Annotated in this window: 6 protein-coding genes and 1 pseudogene; all 7 read left to right on the top strand. The window is 40.7% G+C overall.

Annotated features, from left to right (window positions below; genetic code table 11):
• Nucleotides 1-127: 127 nt before the first annotated feature.
• Nucleotides 128-5,914 (top strand): SDR family oxidoreductase, encoded by a 5,787-nt coding sequence (locus tag V7K38_RS15050; RefSeq protein WP_334858904.1) that lies wholly within the window; start codon nt 128-130, stop codon nt 5,912-5,914.
• A 325-nt stretch (nt 5,915-6,239) separates the two neighbouring features.
• Nucleotides 6,240-7,094 carry a 3-hydroxyacyl-CoA dehydrogenase family protein gene (locus V7K38_RS15045; RefSeq protein ID WP_334858903.1) on the top strand — a complete coding sequence of 285 codons (855 nt, stop codon included), beginning with the start codon at nt 6,240-6,242 and terminating at the stop codon, nt 7,092-7,094.
• Nucleotides 7,095-7,133: 39 nt separating this feature from the next.
• Nucleotides 7,134-7,388, top strand: coding sequence for an acyl carrier protein (locus tag V7K38_RS15040; RefSeq protein ID WP_334858902.1), 255 nt, complete (start codon nt 7,134-7,136; stop codon nt 7,386-7,388).
• A 44-nt stretch (nt 7,389-7,432) separates the two neighbouring features.
• Nucleotides 7,433-8,617, top strand: a complete 1,185-nt coding sequence (locus tag V7K38_RS15035) for an acyl-CoA dehydrogenase family protein (protein WP_334858901.1) — start codon at nt 7,433-7,435, stop codon at nt 8,615-8,617.
• Nucleotides 8,618-8,621: 4 nt separating this feature from the next.
• Nucleotides 8,622-9,692 (top strand): HAD-IIIC family phosphatase, encoded by a 1,071-nt coding sequence (locus tag V7K38_RS15030; RefSeq protein WP_334858899.1) that lies wholly within the window; start codon nt 8,622-8,624, stop codon nt 9,690-9,692.
• A 52-nt stretch (nt 9,693-9,744) separates the two neighbouring features.
• Nucleotides 9,745-13,128, top strand: a complete 3,384-nt coding sequence (locus tag V7K38_RS15025; RefSeq protein WP_334858898.1) for a non-ribosomal peptide synthetase — start codon at nt 9,745-9,747, stop codon at nt 13,126-13,128.
• 179 nt (nt 13,129-13,307) lie between these two features.
• A pseudogene (locus V7K38_RS15020) lies at nt 13,308-17,021 on the top strand (beta-ketoacyl synthase N-terminal-like domain-containing protein); the annotation flags it as partial.
• Between the last annotated feature and the right edge of the window lie 12 nt (nt 17,022-17,033).

The following is a 17,033-nucleotide window of genomic DNA, read 5'->3' as shown; positions in this document are numbered from 1 at the left end:
GGTTGGATTAAGCCTTTGAACCGCAGAGGCGCAGAGGACACAAAGAGAAGAAAAAAAGTGCTTAACTGAACTGTATTGCGCTATGGGTAATAATCGGTAACTACATTTTTTAGGAAGGATAAAGGCGATGAATCTTGAACCCACTGGTTTAGAAGTAGCGATAATTGGCTTGGCTGGGCGTTTTCCTGGGGGAAAAAATATTGAGGATTTCTGGAAAAATCTGGTCAATGGTGTGGAGTTGGTTTCAGAATTACCATCCGTAGATATTAATCAGTCTAATAAGACAATTAAAGCTGCTGCTGTTCTAGAGGGTGTAGAGCTATTTGATGCCTCTTTCTTCGGTTATACTCCTAGAGAAGCGGAAACTATTGACCCACAACAAAGGCTATTTTTAGAGTGTGCTTGGGAGGCTCTAGAAAATGCTGGCTATGATCCTGAAAAGGAAGAAAAGCCTATAGGAGTTTACGCTGGTTCCGGGTCAAGCAGTTATTTGCCTTTCAACCTTGATGCTGATGAGGAATTGATGGCAGCAAAAGCAATAAGTCCTTTGCAAGCGATCATTGGTAATGATAAAGATTTTGTGGCTACCCGCGTTTCTTATAAATTAAATCTTAATGGGCCGAGTATTAATGTCGGCACAGCTTGCTCTACTTCACTAGTTGCAACTCATTTAGCTTGTCAAAGTTTGTTGAGTGGAGAATGTAATATAGCCTTGGCTGGTGGCATTACTATTACAGTTACTAGAGATGGATTTGTCCCATTTCCAGCCGATGGAATGGTGTCTCCTGATGGACATTGCCGAGCTTTTGATGCAAAGGCTCAAGGTACAGTTTTTGGTAACGGTTTGGGTGTTGTTGTCCTCAAGCGGTTGGAGAGTGCGATCGCAGATGGCGATCAGATATATGCTGTAATCAAAGGCTCGGCGATCAATAATGATGGTTCTTTGAAAATTGGCTACACAGCACCCAGTGAAATTGCTCAAGCTAAAGTTATTCGTGCGGCTCAACTGATGGCGGAAGTTGAGCCGGATACAATCAGCTACATCGAAGCTCATGGTAGCGGTACTACCTTGGGCGACCCAATTGAAATGGCTGCGATGATACAAGCTTTTCAAGCTCGTACAGATAAAAAAGGCTATTGTGCAGTCGGCTCAGTCAAAACAAATGTTGGGCATTTGGGAGTAGCAGCTGGAATGGCTGGGTTGATTAAAACAGTTTTGTCACTCAAACATCAATTACTACCACCCAGTCTGAACTTTTCCGCACCCAATCCACAAATTAATTTTGAGAATAGCCCCTTTTACGTCAACACAGAGCTTGCTGAATGGACAACTAACGGCAAACCCCGTCGCGCTGGTGTCAGTTCTTTTGGTCTGGGGGGAACTAATGCCCACGTTATTTTAGAAGAAGCACCTCCTTCCCAACCTTCTGGTAACTCCCGTCCTTCACAATTATTGTTGTTATCTGCGAAAACTAGCTCTGCCTTAAACACAGCAACGGCAAATTTAGTTGCACACCTCAAGCAGCATCCCGATGTCAACCTAGCTGATGTCGCTTCGACACTCCAACTTGGTCGTCAGGCTTTTAAGCATCGCCGAGCGGTTGTTTGCCAAAATCTTGCAGATGCGGTGAGCGCACTTCAAGATTCTAAAAGAGTTTTGAGCAGCATTCAAGAAATTAGCGATCGCCCCGTTGCCTTCATGTTTACGGGATTGGGTACTCAATACGTCAATATGACCGAGGAACTTTACCAACTAGAGCCGACATTTCAAAAAACAGTTGCTCAATGTTGTGAAATCCTCAAACCCCTGCTAAATCTTGACTTAAGAGATGTCATTTATCCCAAAAATTCTTCACAACCCAATCCTGTAAACGGCGCATCTCAACCGGGTTTCGATTTGCGTAAAATGCTTGGACGTACTGTTGAACAACCCGATGCAGCTGCCGAAAAACTGAATCAAACCTATCTTACCCAACCAGCTATTTTTGTCATCGAATATGCTTTAGCTCAGTTGTGGATTTCTTGGGGAATTCGTCCTGTGGCTATGATTGGCTATAGCATTGGGGAATATGTGGCTGCGACTTTAGCCGGGGTATTATCTTTAGAAGATGCCCTAACTCTAGTGGCTAAAAGAGCGCAAATGATTCAAGAGTTGCCAAATGGGGCAATGCTGGCTGTACCTCTTTCGGAAGCAGAAGTGCGTCCTTTCTTGAGTGAAAAACTTTCTTTATCAGCCATCAATGGGGCAAAACTTTGCGTGATTGCTGGAGATATAAATGCAATTGATGAATTAGCTGGTCAATTGACGCAAAAGGGTTTAGCGTGTCGGCATTTGCAAACTTCCCATGCTTTCCATTCTTACATGATGGAAGCGATCGCAGATCTATTCACCGAGTTAGTCAAAACCGTAAAGCGCCAGCCTCCGCAAATCCCCTATCTGTCTAATGTTACAGGTACATGGATTACAGCCGACCAAGCAACCGATGCCAACTATTGGACAAAGCATCTGTGTCAGCCTGTGCGCTTTGGTGAAGGGGTGAAGCAATTGTGGAGAAAGCAGAATCCCATTTTGTTGGAAGTCGGGGCGGGACAAACTTTGAGTAGCCTCGCTTTGCAATATTTAGAAAGCGAGCAGGTTGTAGATAAAGTGGTGCTGCCATCTCTGCGTTATTCTTATGAGCAACAATCAGATTTAGCATTCTTGCTGAATACTTTAGGACAACTGTGGCTCTCAGGAGTCGAGATAGACTGGTCAGCATTTTACGCAGATGAGCGTCGTCATCGGATTCCTTTACCAACCTATCCCTTTGAGCGCCAGCGTTACTGGATTGATAGACTAAAACCTGCTAATAAACAATTGCCGACATTACCTGCACTTTGGCAATCTATGGTAGAAGCTGGTCAAAATCAGGCGGTTGAGGGTGTAAAAGGAATTGACGCTCAACTTGAGCAAGAACGGAAACTGTGCCTGACTCGTTTATGTGCTGGGTACATGAATCAGACCATCAGACAGTTAGGTGCTTTTAACAATCCAGAGGAAAAGTATACTTTTGCAGAATTGTTTGAGCGGTGCAAAATTATTCCTCGCTATCGAGAACTGTTGACTCGCTGGTTGAATGTACTACTAGAAGCAGGTCATATCCAGCAAGATGAGGCAGGAATTTATACCAACCTGCTGCCAGTTTCCCCAGACTCAATGAATACGTTTTTGCAAGAAGCCAGATTGCGATCGCAAGAGATAATGGAATGGGTAGATATTTACCAGCGTTATGGCGAAAACTTACCAGCCATCTTGACTGGTGCTAGGGGGGCGTTAGAGTTTCACTTTTCGGTGAAACTTCAAGAAGAAGACTATGCAGTGCCAACCTATCCCACCCAAACTTACTATAAACCCATCTTGCGAGCGATCGTTGAACAGGTGGTCAAACCCTTGCCAGCAAATGTTAACCTCAGAATTCTCGAACTGGGGGCGGGAACTGGTACAGCTACAGAGGAATTGTTACCTTTGTTGCCACAACAGCAAACCAAATATACCTTTACTGATTTAGGTAGTTTGTTTCTGAAAGCAGCCAAAAAGAAATTTAGCGCTTATCCATTTGTTGAATACGGTTTGCTAGACATAGAGAAACCCCCACAAGAGCAAGGATATTCTAACCACAATTTTGATGTCATCATTGCCTTTAATGTGCTGCACGTGGCTCGGAATATTGGAGCAACTTTAGAACATGTGCGTTCTTTATTGGCTCCTGGAGGTTTTTTAATCCTCTGGGAAATCACCGAAGGCAGATTAGAAGCTGACATCATGGATGCAGTGCTAATGAATCCCATTGAGGATGAAGCAGGTATCCGCAATATGGGTAATCCCTTTTTATCAAAAGAGCAGTGGCAGGAAGCTTTAACTGAGCATGGGTTTGTCAATGTGGCAGCTTTCTCAGAATTTGATGTATTCGGAGAACATATAATTTTAGCTCAGGCTTATGCATCACCATTAAAATCAGTTCCACCAGCATTGACGGCATTGATTCATCAAGAAGATGCCAGTCAAGTTTCATCGGGTAAAAAGCCTGAAATTGCAGACTGGTTTTACGTTCCATCATGGAAACGTTCAATGTTGCCACCTGTGACAGCACAGCAGACAACTCAACAGGAATGTTATTTGATATTTGTTGATGAGAGTAGCTTGGGTGAGCAAATCGCTCAAAGATTGAAATTCCCAAGTCAAAATGTGATTACCGTCAGAGTTGGAGAGCAATTTGCTGTAGATGAAAAGCAGTATGCATATACAATTAATCCTCGACAACTAAATGATTATCACACCCTGTTTCAAGAGCTTTCTACCTTAAATTTCACACCAAAAACAATTGTTCATTTATGGAGTGTCACACCGGCTAATAAAACAACATTAGAAGTAGATGAAGTTAACCAAGCTCAAGATGTAGGATTTTACAGCTTGCTATTTATAGCTCAAGTTCTGGAACAACAGAATTTGCCTGAACAGTTGCAAATCATGGTAATCTCCAATAATATGCAGTATGTGACAGGAGATGAAATACTTTCTCCACAAAAAGCAACTGTATTAGGAGCTTGTAAAGTCATTCCGCAAGAATACCCAAACATTAGTTGTCGTAGTATTGATGTTGTAGTTACCAGTGGAACAGTTGATAAACTTGTAGATAGCTTGCTCAAAGAAATATCTGCACCATCGATTGAGCAAATTATTGCCTATCGTAATCATCATCGCTGGGTACAAAATTTTGAGCAAATCCAGTGGGATGTAGCGACGGTAACATCACAATTGCGAGATGGAGGAGTTTATTTAATTACAGGTGGCTTAGGAAATTTAGGACTACTTTTAGCAGAATATTTAGCACAGACTGTCAAAGCCAAACTAATCTTAACAGGACGTTCAATCTTACCTAACCGTGATGATTGGTCAAATAGTCTATTAGAAAAAGTGTTGAAACTAGAAGCACTAGGCGCTGAGGTTTTACTAGTTGGCGCTGATGTCACCAACCAGGAACAAATGCAAAGTGCGATCGCTCAAGCTGAAACAAGATTTGGTAAAATCAACGGTGTCATCCATGCTGCGGGAATTTCCGGCAAACTGTGTACTATTGAACAAGCAACTAAGACCGAGTGTGAGCAGCAATTTGCAGCTAAAGTACATGGACTTTTAGTTTTGGCAAAAGTTTTAGAATCGAAAGAGCTAGATTTTTGCTTACTGATGTCTTCTTTATCCTCAGTTTTAGGAGGAAGAGGACTGATAGCTTATTCAGCCGCAAATCTCTTCATGGATGCTTTTGTTCACCAACATAATCAAACTAGTTCTGTTCCTTGGGTAAGCGTAGATTGGGATACTTGGCAAGTCGGAAAAGTTCAACAACAGCTTTTATCTGTTGATGCCAGTTTAGCTGAATTTATTTTGACACCACAAGAAGGTATCGATGTCCTCGAACGCATTTTATCTTGGAAGGAATTAAATCAAGTATTTGTCTCTACTGGAAATCTCACCACTAGGTTAGAACAAGCAACTAGGTTAAAGTCCGTCAAACAGAAAGTAAATATCCAAGAAACTGACTTCTCTTCTCTGCGTCCCAGACCAAATTTAAAGAATGAATTCATTGCACCTACTAATGAACTAGAAAATAAGATTGCTGGAAGCTTTCAAAAGTTTTTAGGCTTTGAGAAAGTGGGGATTTATGACAGTTTCTTTGCTTTAGGAGGAGACTCATTAACAGGAAGTGTCATGATTAACCAATTACGTGATGATTTCCAAATAGAAGTACCAGTCCGCGCCCTCTTTGAAGCCCCTACTGTTGCTGAATTATCTCTCTTTATCGAAAAAATTATTCTAGAGGAGTTAGAAGAATTAACTGATGAACAAGTCCAAGCAACTTTAGAAAAAGTCGGGTAATTCGTAATTCGCAATTAGAGGATGTTTGAAAAGTGATGGCTGATGTATTAAAAACTTTAGATCCTCCTAAATCCTCCTTAAAAAAGAGGACTTTGAGCAGGTTATTCCCCCCTCAATACAGTTCAGATAAGACTAAAACACTTGTATAAACGGCGATTTATCGCGTATCAAAAACCAAAATTTTTACCAATAGCCCTTAACTAAACCGTATTGATTCCCCCCTTTTTAAGGGGGGTTAGGGGGGATCTTAATACAACCATAGACTTTTCAAACACCCCCTTATGGCTTGCTGAATAAATTTAAAACCTCGTTGAAGATATCAATCATGAACATCGAAGTAGTTGGTGTTATTGGGGCTGGTGTAATGGGCAGTGGTTTAGCGCAAAACCTAGCCCAAACTGGTCATCAGGTAATTTTGTTAGACGTGTCAGAAAAAATTTTAGATGAGGCAAAAGAAAAAATTAAAAATAATCTTCGTTTTCAAAAAATGCTCCCAAAATCTAATAAATTGGACAACATTGAAAACGTCCTCCAAAAAATTCATCCGTCTACAGATTACCAAACATTAGAATCAGCAGAATTCGTGATTGAAAATGTAACAGAAAAATGGGAAATTAAAAAGAGGGTTTATGAAAAAATAGATATTATTTGTCCACCAGCAACGGTGTTTGCTGCCAATACATCGGCGATTCCCATTACTCGCATAGCTTCACTAACAAAACGTGCTGCACAAGTCATTGGAATGCACTTCATGAACCCAGTACCAATGAAGCCAGTAGTAGAAACAATTCGTGGCTATCATACTTCTGAGCAAACAATTGAGATAGCCAAAAAACTGTTAGCTCAAATGGGCAAAGAAGGCATTATAGTTAATGATTCACCTGGTTTTGTTTCTAATCGTGTACTTATGTTAACTATCAATGAAGCTATTTTTTTACTACAAGATCAAGTCGCTTCAGCATCAGATGTAGATAGGATTTTTAAAACTTGCTTTGGTCATAAAATGGGGCCTTTAGAAACTGCTGACTTAATTGGTTTAGATACTATTTTATTCTCAATTGAAGTTCTATATGAAAGCTTCAATGATAGCAAATACAGACCATGTTTTTTGCTAAAAAAGATGGTAGATGCAGGTTTGTATGGTTGTAAAAGCGGCAAGGGTTTTTATAACTACAATTGAAAAAATTTCAAATAGTTACTCTCAAAAAAATATATAAATATGAACCAGGCTAAAACTCAAATCAAAAATTTCATCTCGCGGTTTATTACAACGCATGACTTGCAAGAAGATGAGGATATCTTCACTTTAGGCTTTGTAAATTCTATGTTTGCTATGCAACTTGTTTTGTTTTTAGAGCAAGAATTTAAAATCAATATTGAAAATGAAGACCTGGATTTCGACAACTTCAGAACAATCAACGCTATGGCAAATTTTCTGGAACGTAAGCTCAGTGAAACAGTACTACTCAGATAATTCAGGAGTCAGAATTTTGAAAAAACCCCAGTTTATTAATTACAATGCAGATAGAATTAACTACTGAGCAAAAAAATGCTCAAGCTACATTTCGAGCCTTTGTAGATGAAGAAATTATTCCTTTCGCCAATGAATACGATCGACAACAATCTACGCCAAAAAAGATAATTGAAAAACTAGCTAAAAAAGGATATTTAGGTGCTTTAGTACCTAAAGAACATGGTGGTGGTGCTATGGATATCATCACCTATGGACTCTTAAATGAAGAAATTGGCCGGGGATGTTCTTCGCTGCGGAGTTTACTAACCGTACATAATATGGTTACTCATGCTCTACTTAAGTGGGGGAGTAAGTCTCAAAAACAGTATTGGATACCCAAATTGGCAACTGGTGAGGTAATTGCTGCTTTTGGTTTGAGTGAACCTAATATAGGTAGTGATGCTAAAAGTGTTGAGACAACAGCAACTCTTGTTGGAGATTCTTATGTATTAAATGGGCAAAAGAAATGGATTACTTATGGACAAATCGCTGATATTTTCTTAGTTTTTGGTTTGTGTGAAGGTAAACCTTCTGCTTTTTTAGTTGAAAAAAATAGTCCAGGACTCTCAATAAAACCGATTGTTGGGATGTTAGGTGTTAAAGCTTCGATGTTAGCAGAACTTCACCTAGTGGATTGTCGGATTCCCCAAGAAAATCTTGTAGGTAGACTGGGTTTTGGTTTCTCTTATGTCGCTTCTGCTGCACTAGATTATGGCAGATACAGTGTGGCATGGGGATGTATAGGTATTGCCCAAGCTTGTTTAGAAGCCTGTATTCAGTATACAAGTCAACGCCAACAGTTTGGTGTTTATTTAAAAGAACATCAATTGATTCGGCAAATGATAACTAACATGATTGTCAATGTGAAAGCAGCAAGACTGTTATGCTATCAAGCAGGATATTTGAAACAAATTGGACATCCTAATTCTTTGGTTGAGACTTCGATTGCCAAGTATTTTGCATCCACAATGGCTACTAAAGTAGCAAATGATGCTGTACAAATTCATGGTGCAAACGGTTGTAGTAGCGAGTACCCAGTTGAAAGGTATTTGCGAGATGCCAAAATTATGGAAATCATCGAAGGTAGTACTCAAATTCAACAAATGACCATTGCCGAATATGGTTATCAGGAGTATATATTTACGGGCGATCGCTTGGCAATATCTCAACAATTAGTTACAAGGACATGAAAATATGATTGGTCTAAATTTGGAGCAAACCCAGAATAGCCAAGATACAAAAAAAACAATTAAATGTGTAGTTTGGGATTTAGACAATACTCTCTGGAATGGTGTATTATTAGAAGATGCTCGCGTGGATTTGCGAGAAAATATAGTTGAGATTATCAAAGCTTTAGATGCTAGAGGTATTCTGCAATCGATCGCGAGTAAGAATGACCACAATACAGCGATCGCTAAACTTCAAGAACTAGGGTTATCTGAGTATTTTATCTACTCCCAAATTAATTGGAACTCTAAAGTTGCTTCTATTCAAGAAATTGCTAAATTAATTAATATTGGTTTAGATGCGATCGCCTTTATTGACGATCAGCCATTTGAGCTAGAAGAAGTACATTTTTCTCTTACCGATGTTCTTTGTCTCAATGTAACTCAAATAGAGCATTTGTTATATATGCCAGAGTTGAATCCGCGTTTTATTACGGAGGATTCTCAAAAAAGAAGGCAAATGTATATTAGCGACATAGAGCGCAAACAAGCAGAAGAAAAATTTGTAGGCGTTCAAGAAGAGTTCTTAAAAACTCTGAATATGCACTTTACTCTAGCTTCAGCCCAAGAAGAGGATTTACAACGAGCCGAAGAATTAACAGTTAGAACCAACCAGTTAAATACTACAGGTTACACTTATTCTTATGATGAACTCAATCAATTTCGGCAATCAGAGCAACATAAATTACTAATTGCCACTTTAGAAGATAAATATGGCAGTTACGGAAAAATTGGCTTGGCTCTTGTAGAATACCGTGATGATGTATGGACAATCAAACTTTTATTAATGTCTTGTCGCGTCATGTCCAGAGGCGTTGGTTCAGTTCTGCTTAACTACATCATGAAGCTAGCTCAAGAAAACCAAGTGCGTCTGTGTGCTGAATTTCTTTCTAATAATCGCAATCGTATGATGTATATCGCCTATAAATTTGCAGGTTTTAAAGAAACTGAAAAGCAGGGTGAAATAGTAATTTTAGAGCATCAGCTTAACCAAATTCAGCCTTTGCCAGAATATATCAAACTAGAAATTATCGATTAAGATGAATGCTCATTTGAGAGCCTTAATTATTCAGTAATGGAAAATAATATTCATGTCTTTAGAGCAAGATATTTTAAAAATAAAGTCTCAACTTTCACCAGCAAAACAAACACTGTTAGCAAAACGCTTGCAAGGTAAAGTTCAATCTGACCAAAAATTAAATGTTGTACCTCGACGAGCGACAATTTCCCCTGTTCCTTTATCTTTTGCTCAAGAACGTCTTTGGTTTCTCCATAAGTTAAACCCCGATAGCGCTTTCTACAATGAACATGGAGCTATCCAACTTCAGGGTGTGCTTGACATAGGCATATTAGAACAGTGTTTACGAGAACTTGTAAGCCGCCATGAGTCATTGCGTACTACCTTTGATACAGTTGTGGGACAACCAGTACAAGTTATCGCCGCTTCTATGGATGTACCTCTATCTGTAGTCAACTTGAGTGAGTTACCCCAAGCTGCACAGAAACTGGAAATTCTGCGCTTGTCAGCCGAACACCGCTTACCCTCCTTCAACTTTGTTCAAGGCCCTCTGCTGCGATGGATGCTTGTACAGCTAGGGAAACACGATTATGTGTTGTTACTCACCATGCACCACATTATTATTGATGGTTGGTCGTTGGGTGTGATGTTTCGGGAATTGGCAGCATTATATGCAGCTTTTTCTCAAGGTAAACCTGCTGCACTCTCCGAAGTACCTCTTGAGTATGGAGATTTTGCTATTTGGCAACGGCAGTGGTTACAGGGAAAAGTGCTAGAGTCTCAACTGACTTATTGGAAACAGCAGTTAAGTAATTATCCACCTGTACTACAGTTACCAACAGATTATCCTCGGCCATCAGTGCAAAGCTTTCGCGGTGCTAGGCAATACTTTTCTCTGGGCGCTAACCTAACTCAAGCCCTAAAGGATTTGAATAAACAGGAAAATCTCACTCTCTTTATTACTTTACTAGCAGCCTTCAAAACACTGCTGTACCGCTATACTTCGGTTGAGAAGATTGTGATTGGTTCACCCATTGCCAATCGGAACCGAGACAAGAATACAGAAGGCATCGTGGGATTTTTTGCCAACACGATCGCAATGCAAACAGATTTTTCTGGTAATCCCACTTTTCGAGAACTGTTAAGTCGAGTCCGCCAAATGGTATTAGAGGCGCAGACTTACCAAGATTTGCCCTTTGAACAACTCGTCAAGGAACTACAACCACATCGAGACTTGAGCCATTCGCCTATATTTCAAGTGGTGTTTCTCCTGCAAAATGAATTAACATCAGCACTGTCGGCTTTAGAGGTGTTAGGCTTGAAAACCAGTCTTTGGGAAACCGATACAAGTACAGCCAAGTTTGATTTAACTCTGGCGGTGAGAGAGACAGATGGGAAATTAATCGGCGCTTGGGAGTACAACACCGATTTATTTGCACCCAGTACGATCGCTAGAATGGCAAATCATTTCCAAACTTTATTAACAGCGATCGTCCTCAATCCCGATCAACACTTGCATGATTTGCCACTGTTAACCATCCCAGAAAAACAGCAGCTTTTACAGTGGAATCAGACTCAAGTAAATTATCCCAAAAATTTGTCTATTCATCAGGTGTTTGAACAGTGGGTACAAAAAAACCCAAATGCTGTAGCAGTGGTGTTTAAAGACGAGCAACTAACCTATCGAGAACTAAATAGCCGCGCTAATGGGTTAGCACATCACTTGCAAAGGCTAGGGGTTGGCCCAGAAGTACTAGTGGGTATCTGTGTTGAACGCTCGCTAGAGATGATCGTAGGACTGTTGGGCATTCTGAAAGCTGGTGGTGCTTATGTACCCCTAGACTCAGCTTATCCCCAAGAGCGCCTAGCCTACATGTTGTCAGATTCACAGGTGAAGGTGCTATTAACTACAGAGAAATTAGCAGCAAACCTACCTGAGCATGAAGCATCTGTAGTTTACTTAGATACAGAAATTTCTCGTGAAAGTGAAGAGAATTTACTTAGTGGGGTTAAACCTGAGAATTTAGCATATCTGATTTATACTTCAGGTTCTACAGGAAAACCCAAAGGAGTTTTAATTGCCCACCAGGGATTGTGCAATCTAGCGCAAGCACAAATTGATAGCTTTGATGTGCAGCCAAACAGCCGTATTCTGCAATTCGCATCTTTTAGCTTTGATGCTGCTGTCTGGGAAATTTTCATGGCTCTGGGTTCTGGAGCGAGGATTGTTTTGGGAACTCCAGAGGAGTTGCTGCTAGGGTCAGCTTTACTTAAACTGTTGGATGAGCAGGCGATTACACACGTAACACTCGCTCCGTCAGCATTAGCTGTTCTACCCAATAAAGAACTACCGGCTTTGCAAATTATCATAGTTGCGGGTGAGGCTTGTGGATCGGATTTAGTAGTACAATGGTCTAATGGTCGCCGTTTCTTTAACGCTTACGGCCCAACCGAATCAACTGTCTGCTCCACCATAGCTGAATCTACGCCAGATATTAGTCAACTGCCTATCGGTCGCCCAATTGCGAATACTCAAGTTTACATCCTAGACGAATATCTGCAACGCCTTCCTGTGGGTGTCGCTGGGGAATTACACATTGGCGGTGTCGGTATTGCTCGCGGCTACCTGAATCGTCCAGAGTTGACAGCAGATAAATTTATTCGTAATCCCTTTAGCGATAAATTAGGAGATCGTCTTTACAAAACTGGCGATCGCGCCCGCTACCTAGCAGATGGTAACATTGAGTTTCTCGGTCGTATCGATCATCAAATCAAGATTCGCGGCTATCGCATTGAACTCGGAGAAATTGAAGCCGTACTTGTTACTCATCCAAAAATCAAAGAAACTCTGGTCTTAGCTAAAGAAGATAAGCTTGGCGACAAGCGTTTATTAGCTTACGTTGTAGCCGATCAAAAAACAAGCGAAATCTTCAATCAGGAGAAAGTTGTAACCATAAGTGAACTCCGAAACTTTCTCCAAGAAAAGCTACCTGAATATATGATGCCGTCAGCTTTCGTATTCTTAGAAAGAATGCCACTAACGCCCAACGGTAAAATTGACCATCGTGCTTTGCCTGTGCCAGAAAATCGTCAGTTAGAAACACCATATATCAGACCCCAAACTAAAGTACAGCGACTTATTACTAATATTTGGCAACAATTGTTGCAAATAGAAAAGGTGGGAGTTGAGGATAATTTCTTTCATCTAGGAGGACATTCATTACTCATTGTCAAATTACAAGTAGAATTAAATGAAATTTTTGATAAAGAAATACCTATTGTAGAATTATTTAAATATCCAACTATCAAATCTTTAGCTGAATATTTAACTGAAAATAATAATGAGTCCGGTTATTCTCAGCAAGCATACGAAAAATCTGAGAATCGCAACTCTCGCAAAGCTATGACAATCCAAAAAAGACAACTCAGGCAAAAACATCGAGCAAATAATCCTTAAAATTACGTGAGTTCGATGAACCTCTCCCTCTCCGAAACGGAAAGTAAGGAGCAACGAAAAATTAAGCTTTTTGCTCCCCTCTCCGCGTCGGAGAGGGGTTGGGGGAGAGGTCAAATAAGACTTGTCGAACTCACGTAAAAATTCTTGCTTTAAAATACTCATCCAGTTTTTTAATAATCATGAATGAACAGCCTTTGCCTAATTTAGATAATGATTCAGAAATTGCCATTATTGGCATATCTTGTCGTTTTCCTAAAGCCAAAAATATTGCAGAATTTTGGCATAATCTCCAAGAAGGTGTAGAGTGTATTTCCTTTTTTAACTCTCAAGAACTAGTTTCCTCTGGTGTAGATCCTGAGTTATTGAATAACACCAACTACGTCAAAGCTAATAGTGTGCTATCAGACATAGATATGTTTGATGCTTTCTTTTTTGACATCAGCGCTAGAGAAGCTGAAATGATCGATCCGCAACATCGGCTTTTCTTAGAACAAGCTTGGGAAGCGATTGAAAATGCAGGTTATGACCCTCAAACTTACAAGGGTTCGATTGGTGTCTATGCTGGTTGTGGTATTAATACTTATTTACTTAATAACCTTTATAAAAAGTTTGATACATCTAACCCGATAGATGATTACAAATATAGACTGCTGATTGGCAATGATAAAGATTTTTTATCTACTCGCGTCTCTTACCAATTAAACCTTAAAGGGCCGAGTATTACTGTTCAAACTGCTTGTTCTACTTCATTAGTCGCCGTACACTTAGCTAGCCAAAGCTTGCTAAATGGTGAGTGTGATATCGCCTTGGCTGGTGGTGTTGCAGTTAGAGTGCCACAAAAAACTGGCTATCTGTATCAAGAGGGGATGATTTTATCACCCGATGGACATTGCCGAGCCTTTGATATCAAAGCAGCAGGGACGATTAGTGGTAGCGGTGTTGGTCTTGTTGTCTTAAAAAGATTAGAAGATGCTCTTGCAGATGGCGATTTTATTCATGCGGTGATTAAAGGTTCTGCCATAAATAATGACGGTGCGGTGAAAGTTGGTTATACAGCGCCCAGTGTAGATGGTCAGACAGCAGTGATCTTAGAGGCTCAAACCGTAGCTGGAATTGCTCCAGAAACAATCACCTATATGGAGGCACATGGAACCGGTACGCCTTTGGGAGATCCGATTGAAATTACTGCACTCACACAAGCTTTTTCTACTAATACCCAAAACAAGGGATTTTGCGCGATTGGTTCCGTTAAAACTAATGTCGGTCATTTAGATGCGGCGGCTGGTGTCGCAGGTCTGATTAAAACCGTTTTGGCACTCAAACACCAGCAAATCCCCCCAAGCTTACACTTTGAAAGCCCTAATCCCAAAATAGACTTTGCTAACAGCCCCTTTTACGTCAATACCAAACTTTCTGAGTGGCAAACTAAAAGTACACCCCGTCGTGCTGGTGTCAGTTCTTTTGGCATTGGAGGCACGAATGCTCATGTGGTGTTGGAAGAAGCCCCACCACAACAGCCATCTGGAAAATCCCGTCCTTACCAGTTGTTAAGCATTTCAGCGAAAACTAGTTCAGCGCTGGAGTTAGCGATCGCCAATTTGTCTGCACATTTGCAGCAACACCCCGAACTTAACCTAGCTGATGTTGCTTACACCTTAAGCAAAGGTCGTAAGGCTTTCAACTATAGACGGATGTTTGTTTGTCAGGATATTGCACAGACACAGCCCTTACTGAGTGAGGTGCAGCCTAGCAAATTTCATGAATCAGGCGATCGCTCAATAACCTTTATGTTTTCTGGGCAAGGTTCGCAATACGTGAATATGGGGCGAGAACTCTATGAATTTGAGCCAACATTCAGAGAGCATATAGACAAGTGTGCAGAGATTCTCTTACCTCACTTAGGAGTTGACCTCCGTCACATCCTTTACCCCAATTCCGAAGAAATAGAACAAGCCACAGAGCAATTACAACAAACTGCACTTGCTCAACCTGCCCTATTTGTGATTGAGTATGCCCTAGCGCAGTTATGGATGTCATGGGGAATCCGCCCTGTAGCAATGATTGGTCACAGTATCGGGGAATATGTCGCTGCTGCGATCGCAGGTGTATTTTCCCTAGAAGATGCTTTGGCTGTAGTCGCCATCAGAGGTGAATTGATGCAACAGATGCCAAGTGGGAGTATGTTGGCAGTACCCCTAACAGAGCAACAAGTACAACCACTATTAGGTCAAGAACTTTCCTTAGCTGCTGTCAACAGTTTGTCGTCCTGCGTCGTTTCCGGCTCCACATCGGCAATTGAAACAGTACAACAGCAATTAGCGGCACAAGGCATAGATACTCAGCCTCTTTTCACTTCTCATGCTTTCCATTCAGCGATGATGGAGCCAATTGTGCAAAAATTTACACATTCCTTGCAACAGGTACAGCTTCAGCCCCCACAAATTCCTTACATCTCTAACCTGACTGGTACGTGGATTACTGCTGATGAAGCTACCAATCCCGATTACTGGGCAGAACATCTGCGGAAAACTGTACGCTTTGCTGAAGGTTTAGAAAAGTTATTGCTAGAACCCGCTCAAATTTTATTAGAGGTTGGCCCTGGTTGGACGTTGAGTAAATTAACTAAGCAACATCCAAATAAAGATTCGGAACAGGTGGTATTAACTTCATTACACCATCCGCGAGCGCCTCAATCTGACTTAGAGTTATTGTTAAACACATTAGGTGATCTTTGGCTGAATGGGGTACAAGTAGATTGGTCAGGATTTTATGCCCATGAACAACGCTGTCGCCTTCCCTTACCTACATATCCCTTTGAGCGCCAGCGCTACTGGATTGAGCCAGAAAACCCCTCTTCATCATCTACACAGCTTTGGAAAACTGTAGTGCAGGCTGGTCAGCACCAAGCAAGTAGCGGTATTTTGGAATTTGATCGGCAAACCTGTCTGGAAAGTAGACAATGGCTGGATCGTTTATGTATTGCATACATCAATAAAACTCTTAGGCATAATGGTACTTTTAGCAATCCTAACGACAAATATACTTTTGAGGAATTGTTCGAGAAATGCCAAGTTATTCCTCGCTATCGGCAGTTGTTTGCTAGGTGGTTACAAATCTTAGTAGAGCAAGGTCACTTGCAACAAAATGCAGGAATTTTTACTAAGTTACTGCCATTTTCATCAGAATCTTTTGACACAGTGTTAGCAACAGTCAAAACGCAATGTACAAATACACCTCAACAGGTAGATTTAGTCCAGCTTTGTGGTGAAAATTTAGTTGATATACTGACTGGAAAAAAACCACCCCTAGAGTTTTTTAATACTTTGATATATGATGAAAACCAAGCACAAAAGCTAAATATTTACCCTCGCTGGATTGCTTACTACAACAACATTATGCGGGCAAGTCTGGAGCAAGTAGTTAAGTCCTTGCCGTCAGCAGTTAATTTAAGAGTTTTAGAAGTAGGTGGGGGAATGGGTTTAGCCACCAGCGAATTGTTACCCTTATTACCTGCCAAACAAACCAATTACACCTTTACTGATGTGGGTGGTTTGTTCTTGAAAGCGGCTAAAAAGAAATTTAGTGATTATCCATTTATTGACTATCGTTTATTCGATATTCAAAAGCCTCCTCAAGAACAAGGTTATTCGGCTCATAGCTTTGATGTCGTAATAGCAGCGAACGTACTACACGTTACCAAAAACATGGAAGCAACTTTAGAGTATGTGCGCTCTTTGTTAGCTCCTGGGGGTATACTCTTGCTTTGGGAATGTACTGAACCTCGCTTCGACTTCGATATTACCTGGGGTCTTTTGATGAATCCTCCAGAAGATGAACAACGCAACCAGGGGAATCCATTTTTATCTAAACAACAGTGGCAAGAAGCACTAAGTTCTCATGGATTT

Source organism: Nostoc sp. (assembly GCF_036917465.1).
GTDB lineage: Bacteria > Cyanobacteriota > Cyanobacteriia > Cyanobacteriales > Nostocaceae > Nostoc.
The sequence above is the reverse complement of the archived record's forward strand: the minus strand, read 5'-3'. Positions and strand labels throughout refer to the sequence as shown.

Excerpts from the sequence above, each read along its gene's own strand:
- V7K38_RS15050 (WP_334858904.1), top strand. The coding sequence starts at position 128 with ATGAATCTTGAACCCACTGGTTTAGAAGTAGCGATAATTGGCTTGGCT.
- V7K38_RS15045 (WP_334858903.1), top strand. The coding sequence starts at position 6,240 with ATGAACATCGAAGTAGTTGGTGTTATTGGGGCTGGTGTAATGGGCAGT.
- V7K38_RS15040 (WP_334858902.1), top strand. The coding sequence starts at position 7,134 with ATGAACCAGGCTAAAACTCAAATCAAAAATTTCATCTCGCGGTTTATT.
- V7K38_RS15035 (WP_334858901.1), top strand. The coding sequence starts at position 7,433 with ATGCAGATAGAATTAACTACTGAGCAAAAAAATGCTCAAGCTACATTT.
- V7K38_RS15030 (WP_334858899.1), top strand. The coding sequence starts at position 8,622 with ATGATTGGTCTAAATTTGGAGCAAACCCAGAATAGCCAAGATACAAAA.
- V7K38_RS15025 (WP_334858898.1), top strand. The coding sequence starts at position 9,745 with ATGTCTTTAGAGCAAGATATTTTAAAAATAAAGTCTCAACTTTCACCA.